11 protein-coding genes are annotated in these 15,518 nt (G+C 65.4%); 8 read left to right on the top strand and 3 right to left on the bottom strand.

Annotated elements, in window-relative coordinates; genetic code table 11:
• Window positions 1-17: 17 nt before the first annotated feature.
• On the top strand, window positions 18-755 hold the full coding sequence (locus HP507_RS02310; protein ID WP_175350255.1) for a hypothetical protein: 738 nt from the start codon (window positions 18-20) through the stop codon (window positions 753-755).
• Between the two features lie 115 nt (window positions 756-870).
• Window positions 871-1,395 (top strand): TY-Chap2 family putative peptide chaperone, encoded by a 525-nt coding sequence (locus tag HP507_RS02305; RefSeq protein WP_175350254.1) that lies wholly within the window; start codon window positions 871-873, stop codon window positions 1,393-1,395.
• Between the two features lie 186 nt (window positions 1,396-1,581).
• Here the strand turns inward: HP507_RS02305 and HP507_RS02300 are convergent, their stop codons facing one another.
• Window positions 1,582-3,681, bottom strand: coding sequence for a DUF262 and DUF1524 domain-containing protein (locus tag HP507_RS02300; RefSeq protein WP_175350253.1), 2,100 nt, complete (start codon window positions 3,679-3,681; stop codon window positions 1,582-1,584).
• A gap of 188 nt (window positions 3,682-3,869) precedes the next feature.
• On the opposite strand from HP507_RS02300, the gene HP507_RS02295 reads away from it, so the two are divergent.
• Window positions 3,870-5,276 carry a phospholipase D-like domain-containing protein gene (locus HP507_RS02295; protein ID WP_175350252.1) on the top strand — a complete coding sequence of 469 codons (1,407 nt, stop codon included), beginning with the start codon at window positions 3,870-3,872 and terminating at the stop codon, window positions 5,274-5,276.
• Window positions 5,277-5,834: 558 nt separating this feature from the next.
• Here the strand turns inward: HP507_RS02295 and HP507_RS02290 are convergent.
• Window positions 5,835-6,614 carry an IclR family transcriptional regulator gene (locus HP507_RS02290; protein ID WP_175350251.1) on the bottom strand — a complete coding sequence of 260 codons (780 nt, stop codon included), beginning with the start codon at window positions 6,612-6,614 and terminating at the stop codon, window positions 5,835-5,837.
• 36 nt (window positions 6,615-6,650) lie between these two features.
• Window positions 6,651-8,951 carry an FAD-dependent oxidoreductase gene (locus tag HP507_RS02285; RefSeq protein ID WP_175350250.1) on the bottom strand — a complete coding sequence of 767 codons (2,301 nt, stop codon included), beginning with the start codon at window positions 8,949-8,951 and terminating at the stop codon, window positions 6,651-6,653.
• Window positions 8,952-9,058: 107 nt separating this feature from the next.
• Between HP507_RS02285 and HP507_RS02280 the strand changes: the two genes are divergently transcribed.
• The 5 genes from HP507_RS02280 to HP507_RS02260 all read left to right on the top strand — a co-directional run bounded on the left by HP507_RS02280 (window position 9,059) and on the right by HP507_RS02260 (window position 15,295).
• Complete coding sequence (locus HP507_RS02280; protein WP_175350249.1) at window positions 9,059-10,396, top strand: MFS transporter; 1,338 nt, start codon at window positions 9,059-9,061, stop codon at window positions 10,394-10,396.
• A 41-nt stretch (window positions 10,397-10,437) separates the two neighbouring features.
• Window positions 10,438-11,424, top strand: a complete 987-nt coding sequence (locus tag HP507_RS02275) for an NAD-dependent epimerase/dehydratase family protein (protein WP_175350248.1) — start codon at window positions 10,438-10,440, stop codon at window positions 11,422-11,424.
• An 884-nt stretch (window positions 11,425-12,308) separates the two neighbouring features.
• Window positions 12,309-13,337 carry a sugar phosphate isomerase/epimerase family protein gene (locus HP507_RS02270; RefSeq protein ID WP_175350247.1) on the top strand — a complete coding sequence of 343 codons (1,029 nt, stop codon included), beginning with the start codon at window positions 12,309-12,311 and terminating at the stop codon, window positions 13,335-13,337.
• Window positions 13,330-13,716, top strand: a complete 387-nt coding sequence (locus tag HP507_RS02265; RefSeq protein WP_175350246.1) for a C-glycoside deglycosidase beta subunit domain-containing protein — start codon at window positions 13,330-13,332, stop codon at window positions 13,714-13,716. The genes HP507_RS02270 and HP507_RS02265 overlap by 8 nt, the downstream gene beginning before the upstream one ends.
• Before the next feature lie 184 nt (window positions 13,717-13,900).
• The gene (locus tag HP507_RS02260; protein WP_175350245.1) at window positions 13,901-15,295 is read left to right on the top strand and encodes a glycoside-pentoside-hexuronide (GPH):cation symporter; all 1,395 of its coding nucleotides are present in this window, start codon (window positions 13,901-13,903) and stop codon (window positions 15,293-15,295) included.
• The last annotated feature ends 223 nt before the right edge of the window (window positions 15,296-15,518 follow it).

Below are 15,518 nucleotides of genomic sequence, written 5' to 3'. Positions count from 1 at the left end.
CGCTCTAGTCTGTGCAGGTGACCAGCATGCCCCTCGGCGAAGACGACTCGACGCCAGAGCACCGACGCAACCTCCTCACCGCGGCGCTGGACAAAGCGCTCAGCGTCCAGGGCACCGTGGTTGCAGGAAACATCGCCCGTGCTCGGCAACGCAACCCGGAAGCGACTCCCCAGCAAGTCGTGCACACGCTCGAGAGCATGTATCGCACCGCCCTAGCCGGCACCGGCGCCGCCGTCGGCGCCGTCGCAGCCGCCCCCGGAGTCGGTACTGCCGCGGGACTGGCTCTCGCAGGAGGGGAGGTCCTATCTTCACTTGAACTGAGCGCGCTGTTTGCGCTCTCCGTCGCGGAAGTGCACGGCGTCCGTGTCGACGAGCTCGAGCGCCGTCGCACGCTAGTCCTAGGCGTTGTCCTCGGAGGCGGTGCTTCGCAGACGATCGAGAAGGTCGCGGGGCGGACCGGACCGCACTGGGCGAAAGCCATCGTCAACGCAATACCCGTGTCGCAACTCAAGCAGATCAACAAGGTCCTCGGCCAGAACTTTGTGACGAAATGGGGAACGAAGCAGGGGATCATCGTGCTCGGCAACGTTGTCCCGTTCGGTATTGGCGCCGTCATCGGGGGCGGCGCGAACCTGGGCATGGCCGAGTTGACGGTCCGCGCAGCTCGACGCGCTTTCGGGCCGGCACCCACCGCCTGGCCGGGCTCGTACGACACGTCGTCCGTTTCTGGGGTCGATCCCATGGGCGAAGAATGACCTGGGCATCGAATCTCCGCCGGAGCTCGTGAATTGGACGCGTGCAGAAGAGTCCTGGGCGTCTGAAGCGGCATCGTCAAGCAACCCCGACAACGAGCTTCAACATGAAGCCTTAATGCAGATCGCGGAACGATTTAAACTCACCCAGGCGTGGTGGGTGTCTAGCGAGCTCGCTCACCGACACAGCCACTTCAAGATCGCCGAGACATGGCCAATGGATGGCTTCTACCATGGTCTTGAAACTTTCGACCCGCGTTCAGGCAGCTCGGTGTTCATGAACCTCAACGGCAGCATTCACCTGACGCGCGGAGACGACCGAGCCGTCGACGGCATCGGCTGGCAGGCACTCTTCGAGGCTGAGGATCCCCACGAGGTGGTGAAGCTCATTGAAACCGCGGTGGGATGGACGACGGCCTCTGCCGACCCCACTACACCTCGATCTCTGACCTATCGAATCATCGCCGCCGTCCTGGGCCGCACGATCAACGACCGAATCAGGTTCACTGTTGGCACGCACTGGTATGGCGCGTCGTACTTGACTCCTGAGGCGACGCCGGCGTGGGTCAGCGAGTTCGAGGGCCTCGAATCGGCTGTCCGGGCATGCCCGGACGAATCTGGCCTGCCGTTACGACACTTTTAGATGATCCGTCGGGGCGATCAGCCGTCAGCGGTGCTCGCTGACGACGCCACCCTCTACGCAGCCCACGATGGCCCGACCTCGCTGATGCCCTCGTACCGAAAGACCCGATCACTTGAGGACCCGGTCAACGTCGTTCTGGGTGCCACCGCCTCCTAGCCCGGGAAGCAAGCAGGCGCAAACGATCCTTCACGCCAGAACCTGGTACTCGTAGGCCTGCCGGACGAGGCCGAGTACGTAGCTGAAGTCCGTCGTGTCATCGAAAGCGACCTGTGTGTTGCCGACTCCCCAGTGGCCGATCCCGCTGACGTCGCGAACGACTCGGCGCTCGTCGCGGAGCGCCATGATCGGGATGTTCAGCACGAGGAGGAGCCGCGACGCCTGCGGCACGACGTCGAGGAACGTCGTCTCCGTTCGGAAGGCCACGCGCACCTTCAGGAAATCAAGGGAGACGGAGGGATCGAACGACATGACTTCGTTGCGAAGCCGCTCAAAGTCCCTACGGCGCTCCGGCCGGAACAGATTCGGGTGGTCAGCGATCGTGTACTGCGACTCTGTCCGGCTCTCCTGGTACGTCGCGAGCACCTCGGGCGGAAGCGCGGGCCGAGGCCAGATTCGCAGCGCCTGCTGAGCCAGCCGCGCGGCGCGGGTCCGGATCGCGGACTCGTCCCAGATGTCGAGCTGCCCAATGCCTTGATTGAGGCGAAGCGGGCTCTCCCTGAAGCCACCTTCCATGTCCCTCTTCTCACGGAACGCCCGGTCTGAGTGTTCGGAGTTGTATCCGGTCAGAGTGAGATTGCCGAGGGTGTGCAGGTACGCCGACTGGATCTCCTGCCATCTCTCGCCGAGGTCGGCTCGCCACTCCGGACGGAGTGACTCGTTCTGCGGAAGGATGTGCTCGATTGTGTACTCGTCCGTCGCGACGGGTTCCTTCCGGCCGTGATTCTCCAACGACCGGAAGAAGTATGAGCGCCGCTTGAAGTGGTACGCGTCGAAGGACTGCAGCTTCTCCTCGAACTCGGCGTCGGTCGGGAACGTCCGGTATCCCTGCAGGCGCAGGAAGTGTGCTTTGACGCTTTCGACGTAGCGGTCCTTCCGGAGGGCGCGCGCCAGGCTCTGGAACGTGGTGGTCAGCGAGTTAGTGGCCCAGCCAGTGACGGCGCGTCGCACGACGTACGAGGTCACCATGTGGACGATCTCGAGCAGCTCGTCCTTGTTGATCACCTCGAAGTCGTAGTCCGTGTATGCCTCGAGGAGGAAGGGGTAGACCACGTCCGCGCGGATCTGGACGAGATCGTCGAACGCTGCCCGTAGTGCTTTGTCGGGTTCGCGGCCGAGCGCGATGGCGCTGTACCGGCGGGAGTACTCGCGCAGCTCATGGACGAGGACATCGATCAATTCGCCGCGCTGCATTCGAACGGCTGCGTAGTCCTTGAACGCGTCGTAGATGTCCCCGAGTCGCGGGATGCTGCCGGTGACGGCGGCAAGGTAGTGCCGTACGAAGTCATCGAACGCCGACTCGGAACCGGCGCCGGTGAAATCGAGCTCCATTGGCCGCCAGTAACCAGTCCAAAGCCGTTCCTGCGCGTCCGTCGTCAGCCCCATCAGCACAAAGTTGCGGATGAGATCCGCCTGCGAGAGCCGCTTGCCGGTTGAGTTCATCGCCTCGAACACGAGCTGCGGGTGATCGATCCCGAGCTGCAGGTGCACGTCGACCACCTGCAACTTCGCCAACCCGCGGCACACCGTCGCCAGATCGGTGGACGACGCCCCGACCTGGGCACGGAAGAACTCGAAGTTGTCGAACACGCGGCTAGTCGACCCTGCCGCAGGCTGGGTGCGATCAATGACCGATTTCAGTGCGCCCCGATCGTCCTGCGAGAGCAGGAGTTTGTATCGCCGTTCGTCGATCTTAAACCGATTCGTGAGGTAGGAGTCGCGGATCTCCTCAGCGGAAAAGCCTTCAAGTGGTTCGCGATCCTCGGCCGCTGGGCCCTCCAGGTGGGAGACGAGCGCTGCAAGGATCAGGCTGACGGTTGTGACGCGTTGTTGACCGTCGATGATGAGGCTCGGCGCCTGGTTGGTCTGCGTGCCCGCGGCCTTCTCCACGTACACGACCGAGCCCGTGAAGTGAGCGCCGAGCTCTTCGTTGCCGCCAGCCCGAAGGATGTCCTTCCAGAGCTGCTCACACTCGGCACGACCCCATGCATACGCCCGTTGATAGATGGGGACCTCGAACTGACTCGTCACCTTGAGTAGATCGAGGAGATTCGCGTCGACGGCCTTCACGGCTTTCAACCTACCGGCATCCCGCCCCCTCGCAACACCCGCTCGACCACCCCTCGAAATGCTGCGAGCCGTCAGTGCAGTTGGGACACGGGATGAGCCTCGATGCCGCGTGGAGATCCGATCCTGCCGGTGGTGCTGCCTACGTGGCAGCTACGTCTCTTGCCGATAGAAGGCCCTATCGTGGGCCTATGGAGTTCGACGCCGACGCCCAGTTCCTCGCTTCCGACGTCTCGTGGGCTTGGAAGAGCTTGGTCGCCGATGCGAAAGAGAACGTCCGTGTGTACACCCCGTACTTCGATTTTCTCCTCGTGCGCCTCTTAACGGGCGCTGATCTTCCGACCTCCGCCATTTGCGTCGTCACCGACTTGTCACCCCGGTCTGGTAACCAGCAGTACCGTGCGCAGCTCCTCGCGACCCGCGCTCTTCTTCGAATTGGTATCACTGTGCGTTCGCTCGGCCGCTTACACGCGAAGGTGCTCCTCGCCGACGACCGAGTAGCGACAATCGGCTCGCAGAACTTCACCAGATACGCAACCGAAAGCCACGAGACCACTGTTGCCGGCCTGCAGCATTTCGGGAAAGGCGACTTCCTCTCGACGCTTGATGCTTGGCTTGAAACGGCAATTCCAGTCAGTGAGGAGTTCGTCGAGAGCCTCCTGACGGAACTTGATGAAGAGATGGCAGCCGCTGCCGCAGCCAATGGCCGGCTAGTCGACGCATTCGATGAGCGCTGGAAAGTGTACGTACACGCACTCGAGGAGGCGGCGGAGGCGGATCGGCTGCGCGCGCAGCGCCAGCAGGAGTTGGAAGCCGCGCAGCGGGAACGCGCTCAACGTCCGCAAGCGTCGAAGGACGTGGATCGCCGCGACAACCACGCTGACCTGGCTGCAACGCGGGACGCGTTCCGGCGTCGGCTCGGTCAGGCCGTTGCTAAGCAGCGTCAGGCGCAGCAGTCCGTCTGGGCAGCCGTTCGCCACACCGGGGGCTGGATGGGCTACAGCTCGTTCCTACCGGACGATCCGCAGGCGGACTTCACGAATTGGATCGTTCAGGGCAGTGGGGGCACCGGCACTCTGGTGTCGCTCACTCGATACCGCATGTATCCGCTTATCCTCAACCCGTCTGGGCGCATTGCATTCGCCCGGGTCGTGAAGACGCGTATCAGCTACCTCCGGTTCGCGGTCGGTCCACTGGCGATCGGTGTTCTGGGTGGCTACTCGCTTCAGGCACAGGTCGAGCTTCCGGAAACCGATACCGAAGAGGCGAACTTGCACATCACGGTGTTCCCGTTGCATCTGCCAGTCGTCGACGGTGTTCGCCTCCGAATCCAGTTTGACGGTGCCGCGGGCAGGCTTCGGGGCTGGGAGCCAGCAGGTCGCCGAACGGAGGGCGAACGTCGCTGGGACCCGTCGCCGGTGCTGAGCGCACTCGACGACCCCGACGCAGTCGACCAGCTCACAGCCCGCGTACTCGAGTCCTTCAGGTACAAGACGCTCGACGTAGGGAAGCTGAACGCGGCAGAGTTCTTTCCAGCAGGAGGGTCGCGGGTGTCACTCCTGCAGTTTGCAGGGCTTCCTGTCCTGAGCATCGGATGATCCCACCTGGACATCAGGGCTTCGACGACGGACGTAACGTGAGTGCAGCCACTGGTTCTAAGGTCTCAGACTCTTCGAGCTGACGACTCCGACCAGCCTGGACCTGCGGGTCCCGTTCCGCCGTCCCCGTCCCGCTCTCAACGTCCACCCAACTGGTTAAGCTCCGGGGCCCTAGTCGGAGCTAGAAGACCGTAGAAGGGCTCCCTACGCGTGGGAACGCATCGCTGATTGTTGCGACTAGCGCGGTCGTGGCTGGTGCGACGGTCGGAGTAGGGGGTGGCTTGTCGCACGTCCGACCGCAACGCGCCCGGAGACGTATCGGGGCGCAGCCTCCCAGAGGCGTGGAACAGAACCCCGAAACCCGTGGAACGCCCGTCGTTGCTGGGATCCGCGATCCGCGCCATCACTGGCATCCGCGAATAGACCGAACACCTCGCCCGCAGAGACGTGTTACCGAGGCGAGTCGCTCGGACGTAGGGGTGCCACGGATCGGCGGAGCTTCCCGAGCCCGAGCCCGAGCCCGAGCCCGAGCCCGAGACAACGAGGACGTCGGGGAGATCACCGTGCGACTGCGCTGATCATGCCGAGGCCGACGCTGACCCGGTCGGCGACCTCGATGAGGTCCTCGGCGAGCGACGTCATGTCCCTGGTGCGCAGGACCGTGAGTCGCCCGGAGATGGAGATGGCGGCGGCGATGCGTCCCGTGGCGTTCCGGACCGGAGCAGCGATGCAGAACCGCCCGAGGGCGAGTTCCTGGTTCTCGATGCACCAGCCCCGCGCCTCTGCCTCTGCGAGATCCGCCGTGAGCGCATCGTGGTCGATGATTGTGTGTTCCGTGTACCGCGCGAGCTCGGCACCGAGCAGGGACGTCCGCTCCGCCTGCGTCATGTCGAGCATCAGGCACTTGCCGAGCGCCGAGGCGTGCAGCGGCTGCCGCATGCCGATCATCGTGTGCGACTTCGGCGCGAGACGGCCCTCGAAGTGACACAGGTAGATGCAGGTCGCCCCGTCCTGCACACCGACGTTCGCCGTCAGCTCGACGCGCTGCGCAAGTTCCTGCGCGGCAGCCCGCGACTCGCGGTGGACCGGGTTGTGGTTCAGCCCTTGGCTGGCGAGTTCGAGCACCGCACGACCGACGGAGTAGCCCTGCGTCTCCGCGTCGCGGCGCACGTACTCCAGCGATTCGAGCGTGTTGAGGAGACGGCCCGTGGTCGACGTCCCGAGTCCGATCGCCCGCGCGATGTCGGATGCGCGCATGGCGCCGTTCTCGGAAGCGCCGAGCGCGCCGAGGACGGCAGCCGCCCGTTCGACGCTCTGGTTCGGGGGTGTGCTCGCCATGTGGACATTCTGCCCGTCGGTTTCGGGGTCGATCGTTCAGTACACCTTCACCGCGCAGGCCGTCACGTGCGGGGACCCGTTGGTCGCGGTCACGACGATGCGCAGTGCGTCGGTGGAGACCGGGTCGATCGAGTGCACCCGGTGCCGGTGCCGGTTGCCCTCCACGGTCGCCACCGCCCGCCACACGCCGTCGAGACGGGCCTCGATCCGGTAGTCGCGGACGAGATCGGGGACAACGTCCCACGGTGTCCGATGGTGGTGCAGGTTGATGAGGTCGGCGTCGACGTCGTCGTTCCACACGATCCGGACCTCGTGGACCGACATCGGTGTCGGCCACGCCAGTTCGAGTGTCACGGATCCGTCGTCGAGCGCATGCGGCGCCGACGACCAAAGGTGCGGACCACCGTACGGGCGCTGGAATCCGTCAGACACCCTGGAGGCCCGCCACGCGTCGGTCCCGCTGGCGGCGGGCGAGGCGGCCGCGCCCGATACGGGTGCGGCTGGTTCCGCCGTGAATGCGAACGCTCGTCCGCGAAGTGGCCGCGCCTCCCAATCGGTGACCGGTTGACCGCTCTCCGCGGGGATGTGGTCGTCGAACGCGGTGTCGCCGGCTGTGCGGGCCCGCAGGGCCAGCACGCCGTACGGGTGGCCGTCGGTGAGCTGGAGGCGGACGCCGTCCACCGCCCGGACCACGATGACGGCGTTCGCGGGCGCGGCCGGCGTCCAGTCGAACAACGCCCGCACCTCGCCTGCGCCCGTCGGCACCGGAACGGTTGTCGACGCGACGTGCTCGATGGGTGCGTAGTTCTGCGGCTTCCCCGTGGTCCAGAGCTCGACCGTCAGCGGGGTGGCCGCGTCTGCGATCGTCCGGAGACGCACCGCGCCGAGCGACGGGTCGACCGGCAGGACGATCGCCAGGTCGCGATCGAGCACGGCGCACTCCGGCACGGGCGGCAGGTACGGCACGGTGTCGAGGGCGCGGAGCTCACTTGACGCGGTGATCATGGCGCTCCGCGCGAGGTCGGATTCTTCGTCCGCACGCACTCCGATGAGCGGGGCGTCCTCCCTGAGGAGCGTCTGCTGCAGCATCGCGATGTGCTCGGCACCGAGTTGTCGCGGCGTGAACCGGTGTCGGGACACGAGATGCGCGGCGGTGCCGGCCGCCTGTCCCTGCGTCGCGCACGTGGCCATCACCCGCGTGGAACCGAACGCGATGTGCGATGCGGAGATGTTCCGGCCCGCGAACAGCAGGTTCGACACCGTTGCGGAGTACAGCGATCGGAACGGGATGTCGTAGGTTCCGTCGGTGTAGCGCTGACGAGCTCCTGCCTCCTGCGCGTAGACGCCTTCCACCGGGTGCAGGTCGATGGACCAGCCGCCGAACGCCACGGCGTCGGGGAAGGTGCGCTGTTCGAGCAGGTCTTGCTGGGTCAGGGTGTGGTCGCCGACGAAGCGTCGGTACTCGCGCTTGCCGGGGATGGCTCCCACCCAGTCCAACGTGAGGGTGTCGGCGTCGAACGACCCGGAGTTCTTGATGTGGTCCCAGATGCCGTACACGACGCCCCAGAGCTCGTCGCGGATCCGTTCGTTGTCTGCGACCGTGTCGAGTTCACCGCCCCATTCGATCCACCAGTAGTTGCATCCGTTGTCGCCCGTGCGGATCGCCCGGTTTGCGAGGATCGGTGTCGTCTGCAGGTCGATCGCGATCGATGGCGGGACGAACTTCTCCGGCTTCCCTGTGTCGTGCGTCGAGAAGAAGATCGAGCTGCCGAGCAGCTCGCCGTCCGGCTCGGTCGGCGCCCACGCCTCTCCGTATTCGTCGCGGCCCTCGCGACCGATGCGGTGCTCGGCGCCGGCGAGCGCGCCGACCAGCCCGTCGCCGGTGCAGTCGAGGAACACCGGGGCGGTGAAGGTCGTCTCGATCTCCGAACCCATGGTCCACCCGGTCACGCTCGTGATCTTGGGGTGCCCGTCGTCGTCGGCGGTGTGCACCGTGCGGACGTCGGTGTTGAGGTGCAGGTGCACGTTCGGCTCTGCGCGGACGAGGTCGAGCACCACCTGGTCCCAGTAGATCGGGTTGCCCTGCGGGTTCCGGTACTGGTTCTCGAGGAAGAGCTCGCCCATGATCCCGGTCTCGCGTGCGAACCGCTGCGTGCCGTGCGCCGTTGCTCCGACGACCCACACACGGATCTCGCTCGATGAGTTGCCGCCGAGCACGGGCCGGTTCGTCACGAGGGCCACGCTCGACCCGAGCCGAGCGGCCGCCACGGCGGCGCTCACCCCGGCGAGCCCGCCCCCGACGACCACGATGTCGTGCGTGAATTCTCGTCGCTGCATGGTCCGACGCTACCATCAACCGATTCCTCATTCCCACTCAGTGGTACAGGTGAGCCAGTAGGTGCTATGGTCGACCAACTCTCGACAACGAAGTGTGAGGTCAGCCCATGAGTAAAACGACCGCCGGTGCCGCAGCCCCGACGACTGCTGCAGCGCCGCTCGACGACGCGGCACGCCGTGCCCGCATGCGGAAGGTGATCGCCGCCGCCGGCGCCGGTCATTTCGTCGAGTGGTTCGACTTCGGCCTGTACGGCACGCTCGCGACCGTCATCTCCCTGCACTTCTTCCGTCAGGGAGACGCGCAGGCGGCCCTCCTCTCGGCGTTCGCCGTGTTCGGTGCCGGATTCGTGATGCGCCCCCTCGGCGGCCTGTTCTGGGGGTCGATGGGTGACCGCATCGGCCGCAAGACGACGCTCGCGGCCGTGATACTCGTCACGAGCGGTGCGACGTTCGTCATGGGCCTGCTGCCGACCTACCAGTCGGTCGGGTTGTTCGCCCCGCTCCTCCTCGTCATCGTCCGGCTCGTGCAGGGGTTCGCTGCGGGCGGCGAGAGCTCGGGCGCCACGACCCTGCTGGCCGAGTACGCCCCGTCGAATCGGCGCGGATTCGTCTCAAGCTTCGTCGACGTGTTCGGGTTCATCGCGTTCGTCGTCGGTGGCGGTCTCGTGTTCCTGTTCACCTCGCTCGCCGGCGACGACGCACTGAACACCTGGGGCTGGCGTGTCCTGTTCATGGTCGCGCTGCCCCTCGGACTCGCCGGCCTGTACCTGCGATCCCGACTCGAAGACACTCCCGAGTTCCAGGCCGTCAAGGCGCGCGGTGAGGTGGCGGCGAACCCCCTCCGCCGGTCCTTCGCCACATCGTGGCGGGCGCTCCTGTTCTGCGTCGGCTTCGTCGTGATCAAGGCCGTCGGCCACTGGATCCTGCAGACGTTCATGCCGAGCTACCTGCAGACCGATCTCCACTACAGCGCGACCGTCTCGTACGGCGTGACCGTCATCGGCTTCGTCGTCATCGCGGCCCTTGTGCCGTGCTTCGGGCTGCTCAGCGACCGCATCGGCCGCAAACCCGTGATGCTCGTCGGGTGCGGTGGATTCGTGGTGCTGACATACCCGACGCTCGTGCTCATGAACGCCGGGAACTTCTGGGCGGCGACCGCCGCGATGGTGGTCCTCGGGATCTTCATGGCCGCGTTCGACGGCGCGATGAGCGCGGCGATGGCCGAGCTCTTCCCGACCAACATCCGCTACGGCTCGATGTCGATCGCGTACAACGTGTGCGTCGCGATCTTCGGCGGGATCACCCCGTACTTCGCGACGTTCCTCATCACGTCGACCGGCAACACGTTCGCGCCCGCCTTCTACGTCATGGGCGCGGCACTCGTCAGCGGGATCGTCGTACTCCGAGCCCGCGAGACCCATCGCGCCCCGCTCCGCGCCGAATGACCACACCCTGCGAAGCACTCGACCCACAGGAGAACGAGCACATGCACATCGCCGTCACCGGCGCTTCCGGGCGGGTGGGACGCTCCGTCGTCAGCGCGCTCGCTGAACGCGGACACCACGTCATCGGTCTCGACCTCGTTCCGCCGAAGCACCCCGTGCCCGGCGCCGAGTACATCGTCGGAGACCTCGCGGACCTGCCGGACGCGGACCCGCGGCTCCACGACGTTGAAGCGGTCGCCCACCTCGGTGCGCTCATGTCCTGGGATCCAGTCGATGCGGACCGGCTCTTCGCTGCCAACGTCATGGCGACCGAACGTCTGGTCCGCGCAGTCGACGGCTCCGCTGTCCGCCGGTTCGTGCTCGGCAGCTCCGGCGAGGTCTACCCCGAGAACGACCCCGTCCGACAGCCGATCGACGAGCGACACCCGCGTCTCCCGCAGACTTGGTACGGACTCAGCAAGGTCCTGGCCGAGGAGATCGTGGCGTTCGCGGGTCGCACGAACGACTGGGCGACCGTGGTGCTGCGGTTTGCGCACACCCAGGACCCGGGCGAGCTGCTCGACCCGGAATCGTTCTTCTCAGGGCCGCGCTTCTTCGCCTCGCGGAGGATCGCCAAGGAGCGCGCGGCGGGGCACGACGGTGTCGTCGCCGCGCTCGAGTCGTACGCGGACGACGACGAGACACTGCTGATCGCCCATCGTGAGGACGGGGCCCCGGTGCAGATGGGCATCCTTGCCACTGCCGACCTCACTGCCGGGATCGTGCTCGCGCTCGAGGCGTCGACGACCGGGCACGAGGTCATTGGGCTCGGACCCGACGAGTCGACCGACCTGGGAGTGCTGGCTTCGGAACTGGCGGCCGCCGCGGGACTCGGAACCGTCGACGTGACGCTGCCCGTCACGGCACCGAGCTACACCACCTCAAATGACCGGGCGCGAGAGCTGCTCGGCTTCCGCCCCACGATCGACCGTGGCGAGTTCGTCCGGCAAGCGGTGGCCGCACGCGAGGCCCGGCGCGCAGGGGTTTGACCACCGGTCCGACGGTCTCGGCTTCCTTTCGTCCGCTCAGGCCGGCGGAGCTCCGACGCGCCGGTCGAGTTCCGCATGTGTATTTCGGGGAGCAGCCGGATGCGCTGCACAGGGAACGAACAGGTGGTGGCTCCAAGGAGCGTTTGGGAACTGCTGCGTTGTCCGACCCCCGTCTCAGGCGATGGATCGGGGTCGCTTTTTCGGGGGATGCTCCACCACGCCTGGGCGAGGGCTGTACAGCCTCGTCATCATCGGTGCCAAGCGCTTTCACGATCGCACGGAACCATTCAGACACAGGTCCGCGATCCGGAGCCGTTCTTCCTGACCGAGGTCCCGCTCGGATCCCCAGAACGTGCCTCTCGAGCACGATGCTCCGGCCTCGATCCGATTTGCAGCACTCCGATTCATCGTGGTGTTGCGACGACCGGTTGAACCCGAGAACTGGCTGTCGAGACCGCGAGGAGCATACCGGGGGCCGTATCGCGCGGACTGCTGCAGCAGCCCCCACGGGAAGGTAGTTCGCTGTTTCTTAGGTCCCGTCGTGTGCGACGCGTTCGACCGCTCCGACGGTGCCATAGCTCACGCAGCCCGACACGGTCGCTGCGAAGCGGCGAGTTCGTCGGGCTGTCCTCGAAGGAGACCCGTAGGTGGAGTGCGGAGGCCCTAGGTGCTCGGGCTCCAACCGCCGCATCTGCTGAAGCAGGCGCGAAGACTGCGACTCTCATTCGGCTGGACGCCGTGTCTTCGCAGGAGCAACGTTGACTTTTGCTTGTCACCAACTAAACTGGGTTTGATAGTCGGGATCAGCGATGGCGCTGGTGCAGTGCAGTGCAGCCGAAGACCGTACTGACGCGGAGCGCCCGTCCCCGCAGCGAAGGAGAAGGATGAGCGAGATCAAGACGTCCGTCAGTCTGTACAGCCTGCAGGACTCGTACGCGCGAGGACGGCTCGACGTACCCGGTGCTCTGCAGTTCGTAGCCAGCACTGGCGCGACCGGCGTCGAGCTGATCAGTGACCAGATGATCACCGGGACCCCGTTCCCATCGGACGAAACGGTGAAGCGGTGGCGTGCGGCGTTGGAGGCATCCGGACTCGCGCCCGTCTGCAACGACATCTTCATCAACTCGACGATCTACCGGAACCGGACGCTCCGCGTGGATGAGCAGGTCGAGCTACTCAAGCGCGAAGTCTGCGTCAGCAAACAGTTGGGGTTCGACCTCGTTCGACTGGTGTCCGACACCTCGCCGGAAGTGACCGAAGCAACCCTTCCCTACGCCGAATCGATCGGTGTGACGATGGCCCTTGAAGTGCACGCTGGGATGAGCTTCACGAGCCCGCTCACTCGTCGCTGGATCGAGATGATGCGACGCGCTCAATCGGACCGCCTCGGTCTCGTCATCGACTTCGGGATCTTCTGCGACCGTGTCCCGCGGGTGTCGAAGGACTACTTCCTGAGCATCGGGTTGAACCCGCAGGTGGGGGAGAAGGTTGACGAACTCTACGCACGCGAGGGCGACACGCTGCACGCGTTCGGAAGTGGCTTCGGCGGCGAGGGCAGTATGTTCCCCGCCGAGCTCAGTGATCTGTTCCGGGGCGAAGTGGACAGCGAGTACTCGTTCTTCTCGACCGGCTACGAGAACACTCCCCTCGAGGTGCTCGACGAGTACCTGCCCTACGTGAAGCACTTCCACGGCAAGTTCTACGAGATGACCGACGCCGGCTCCGAGTACTCCATCGATTACGACAAGATCCTCGGCTTCCTGGACGCACGCGGCTACGACCGGTACGTCTCGTCCGAGTACGAGGGAAACCGCTTCACGCCCGAGGGTAAGGCAGTGCACGACCAAGAGCAGGTCCGTGCGCACCAGGCCATGCTGCTCGCCCACATTGACCAGGAGGTCGCCGATGTTTGACACCTACGTGTTCACGGAGGGTTCGGCTCGCAACGTCCTGACGGGCAGCGGCACGGACGCCTTTCAGGTCGAGACGCTGATCACCTACTACCGAGGCATCCCGCTGTCGATGGTCCACGCGATCGAACTCGTGGTCGACGGCGTCGACGTCCCCCAGGGCGAGATCCTGATCTCGCCCAACAACCAGGACTGGTTCACGCTGGACGAGGCGACCACGGTCACGACGTACCGATGGGAGTACGGCACTCCGCTGTTCATCCGGTGGCTGAACGGGGGGCTGAGTGGCGGGGAGCACGAGGTCACACTCCGGTTGAAGATTCGTGTGGCGTACATTCCCATCCCCTTCGGGGGAGAGCGCACGAGAACGGTCACCGTCTAACGCGCCGCGCCGTGATCCCCCGGATGCAGCTCACGCTGTCCGGGGGATCGTTTTGTCGCAACCAGATGAAACACGGTGAGGTCTGTCAGGTACGGGACCCCATTAGTGGCCACCGGGTCTGGACTCTTCTGACGATTACGTCTAAAGTTGACTTGTCCGATTCTGTTCCCGAGGAGACTCAAAGATGAGCGTTCGAACTACTGACCCGTCGGCCCCTCACGGGTCGGCGACTGACAGCGGCACTACGGTCCCACTCCGCGAGCGGATCAGCTTCGGGCTCGGAGATCTCGCGTCCAACCTCACGTGGACGACGATCACGAGCTACCTGCTGTTCTTCTACACGGACGTCGCGCTGATCTCAGCAGCGGCCGCAGGCACGCTCCTGCTCGTAGGGCGCCTGCTCGACGCCGTGTTTGACCCGCTGGTCGGCATCGTGCTCGACCGGACGAACACGCGCTTCGGCCGTGCCCGGCCGTACCTGATCTTCGGTGCACCAGTCCTCGCCGTACTGACGGTGTTGACGTTCTTCACCCCGTCGGCGGAGGGCGCTCGCATCGGGTGGGCGTACGTGACCTTCATCCTGGTCGGCCTCGCGTACTCGGCCGTCAACATCCCGTACGGCGCGCTGATGCCGATGATGACCCGGGACTCAGCGACTCGCGTCACCCTGGGGAGCTTCCGCTTCGCTTTCGCAGCGGTTGGTCTCGTCATCGTGTCTGTGGCCACGACGCCACTCGTCGCGGCATTCGGTGGCGGCGATCAGCGTCGTGGGTTCCTCCTGACCGCTGTCCTCTTCGCGGCGATCGGTTGCGTCGTGTTCTGGATCACGGCTCGGGGCACCAAGGAACGCGTCCCCGTCGTACCGCTGGCTCAGCAGAAGCACGCGCTTCGGACGTCGCTGAAGACGCTGGCCACGAACGGTCCCTGGCTCATCGTGATCCTGTTCTCGGTGCTGCTGTTCGCCCGCCTCGGTGTGATCACGGGTGGAGCCGTGTACTTCGCGATCCACGTGCTCGGGTCGGCGGGCGCTGTGGCAGTCGTTCTCCTTGCCTTCTCGCTGTCCGCCCTCAGCGGCGCGCTGATCACGCCGTGGATGCTGAAGCGGTTCGGTCACCGCCGCGCTCTGATCATCGGGAACGTGATCGGCATCGCGCTCTCCCTCCTGCAGATCCCGTTCCGCCACGACCTGGTTGTCTTCACCCTCGTGTTCTTCCTCGCGGCGACCATCGGCGGCATGGGCTTCGTTGCCGTGCCGGCGCTGATCTCGGACACGATCGAGTACCAGGAGTACAAGTCGGACATCCGCAACGAGGGCCTGCTGTACGCCGGTTACAGCTTCGCCACGAAGGTCGGTACTGCCATCGGCGGTGCTGTGCTGGCCTGGGGGCTTGCTGCGATCGGGTACACGGCGAGTTCGAAGGCTGGTTCCCTCGACACCGGCATCTCGTGGATCTACATCGGAATTCCGATACTGCTGATGGTGCTTCAGACGGTCGTGATCGCCTTCTACAAGCTGCAGCGCGAGTTGCCTCGGATCACCGCTTCAATCGCGACCCGTCGGTCGGGCACAGGCAGCTAGCTTTCATGCCCCAGTCACACTTCGAGGTGTACTCGCCGCCCGGTTGGTGACACTCGGGCTGCGGCGTTGGTCCGCAGCTCGAGTGCCGTCCGCACTTCGGGTCTTGGGACGTGACGAGGCCTCCTGGCTTGATGGAGTTGTCTAGTTCTGCCTCCGCCAGGAGCCCGCTATGGTCCACGCCAACGCCCGAACAACGCTGCACGGGAGGCGATTGCTCGTCGCT

The sequence above is a fragment of the Curtobacterium pusillum genome, assembly GCF_013359865.1.
In the GTDB taxonomy this organism is placed as follows: Bacteria; Actinomycetota; Actinomycetes; order Actinomycetales; family Microbacteriaceae; genus Curtobacterium; species Curtobacterium pusillum.
The sequence above is the reverse complement of the archived record's forward strand: the minus strand, read 5'-3'. Positions and strand labels throughout refer to the sequence as shown.

Excerpts from the sequence above, each read along its gene's own strand:
- HP507_RS02305 (WP_175350254.1), top strand. The coding sequence starts at position 871 with ATGCAGATCGCGGAACGATTTAAACTCACCCAGGCGTGGTGGGTGTCT.
- HP507_RS02290 (WP_175350251.1), bottom strand. The coding sequence starts at position 6,614 with ATGGCGAGCACACCCCCGAACCAGAGCGTCGAACGGGCGGCTGCCGTC.
- HP507_RS02270 (WP_175350247.1), top strand. The coding sequence starts at position 12,309 with ATGAGCGAGATCAAGACGTCCGTCAGTCTGTACAGCCTGCAGGACTCG.
- HP507_RS02260 (WP_175350245.1), top strand. The coding sequence starts at position 13,901 with ATGAGCGTTCGAACTACTGACCCGTCGGCCCCTCACGGGTCGGCGACT.
- HP507_RS02280 (WP_175350249.1), top strand. The coding sequence starts at position 9,059 with ATGAGTAAAACGACCGCCGGTGCCGCAGCCCCGACGACTGCTGCAGCG.
- HP507_RS02295 (WP_175350252.1), top strand. The coding sequence starts at position 3,870 with ATGGAGTTCGACGCCGACGCCCAGTTCCTCGCTTCCGACGTCTCGTGG.
- HP507_RS02275 (WP_175350248.1), top strand. The coding sequence starts at position 10,438 with ATGCACATCGCCGTCACCGGCGCTTCCGGGCGGGTGGGACGCTCCGTC.
- HP507_RS02265 (WP_175350246.1), top strand. The coding sequence starts at position 13,330 with ATGTTTGACACCTACGTGTTCACGGAGGGTTCGGCTCGCAACGTCCTG.
- HP507_RS02285 (WP_175350250.1), bottom strand. The coding sequence starts at position 8,951 with ATGCAGCGACGAGAATTCACGCACGACATCGTGGTCGTCGGGGGCGGG.